This is a genomic window from Pediococcus parvulus (assembly GCF_007990205.1).
GTDB classification, from domain to species: Bacteria; Bacillota; Bacilli; order Lactobacillales; family Lactobacillaceae; genus Pediococcus; species Pediococcus parvulus.
Map to the genome: position 1 here is coordinate 1 of NZ_BJWE01000096.1, position 1,324 is coordinate 1,324.

Below are 1,324 nucleotides of genomic sequence, written 5' to 3' on the forward strand. Positions count from 1 at the left end.
GCATTTGTAATAACTTCACCAGTAACGTTATCGACAACGACCGTTCGTGTGAAGTTGACAGAATCAGTGTGCGGATTGGCCACTACGTGTCCATTCTGATCAACATAGCTGACGGTCTCATTGACCGTTTTACTTTTCGTTGTCACGTGTGCAAGCGCATATACATAGATGACAGTACCATTGTCACCCGCATGGGTTAAGGTTCCATTCGCATCTAAACTTTTATCATCCATCTTAATAAATCTATAATTAGGAATCGCTAATTGTTTAGTGGTGTACCGACCATTGACATACGCTCCATCTGGATAATTAACTGTTCCTTGAGCTAGCTGATGTCCAGTAGTATCAACATATTTTACATTCACAGTCGCCGCTTCATGAAAATCGAAGCTGGTCAACTTAAATTGTTGTAAATTGTTAAATCCACCAGTTGAGGCGCTGACAATCATGGCCATTGTTTGATAAGAACTAGCAACAGTCGTCGTCCAAGTTAACACTTTGCCACTAGCTTGTGTATAACTAACGGTTAACGTTCTTTTAGCACCATCATAGTTAACTAAAAAATCATGAAAGTGACCATCAATATCCGCTTTACTTAATGCCTGCGGATCTCCTGTGTTCTGAGCCCACCAGCGCTGTACCTTAGAACCATCCGAAGCCGAAATTTCTTGGTTACTCGTTGTGACAAAGGTGCCATATGGTGCGTTCGCTGAGTCACGATCACAACCAAAACTATCAGGATCTGTTGGTGAGATTTCACTTCCGTTTTTATTTCCGTTTTTATTTGATAATGGTATTTGGTAATTATTGGAAAATGTATCTAGCTTGAATCCGATAGCATCTTGCAATCCACCAATACCTAAATTACCGCCAGCAATTCCCAAATCAGTCGTATTTCCACTGTGAAAAGCAAACCCAATTCCATCCGCACCATTCGGGTTAGATCCCAGATTTACCTGACCAGTTAATGTAAAGCTCTTATTCATATCAACCTTACTGGTTAATGAAAAATTACCAACTTTAAAATTTTGATCAGGTGTAATAGTTACAATCCCCGTCTTGGGATCATATGCTGCAGATCCGTTTAAACTAAAGTAATCTAGAAAATTGTCCTTGTCTACATGGGTCAAAGCCGCTTCATCAGACGCCAGCGCTTTACTTGTACGAAGCTGTTGTAACAATGTACTATATGATACTTTTGTCTGGGCGGAGTTCTTTTTAACACTAGTCGAGGTAGCACGAACTGCCTTGCCAGTAGTCGTAGCTGTTAATGATTGGGCTTGGCTTTTAACACTACTAGTTTTCTGACTACTTGCACTGGTCG

Annotated in this window: 1 protein-coding gene; it reads right to left on the reverse strand. The window is 40.6% G+C overall.

Annotated features, from left to right (window positions below; genetic code table 11):
- Positions 1 to 1,324, reverse strand: a 1,324-nt coding sequence (locus PPA04_RS09465) for a lectin-like domain-containing protein (protein ID WP_186806986.1), incomplete at both ends; no start/stop codon positions are given.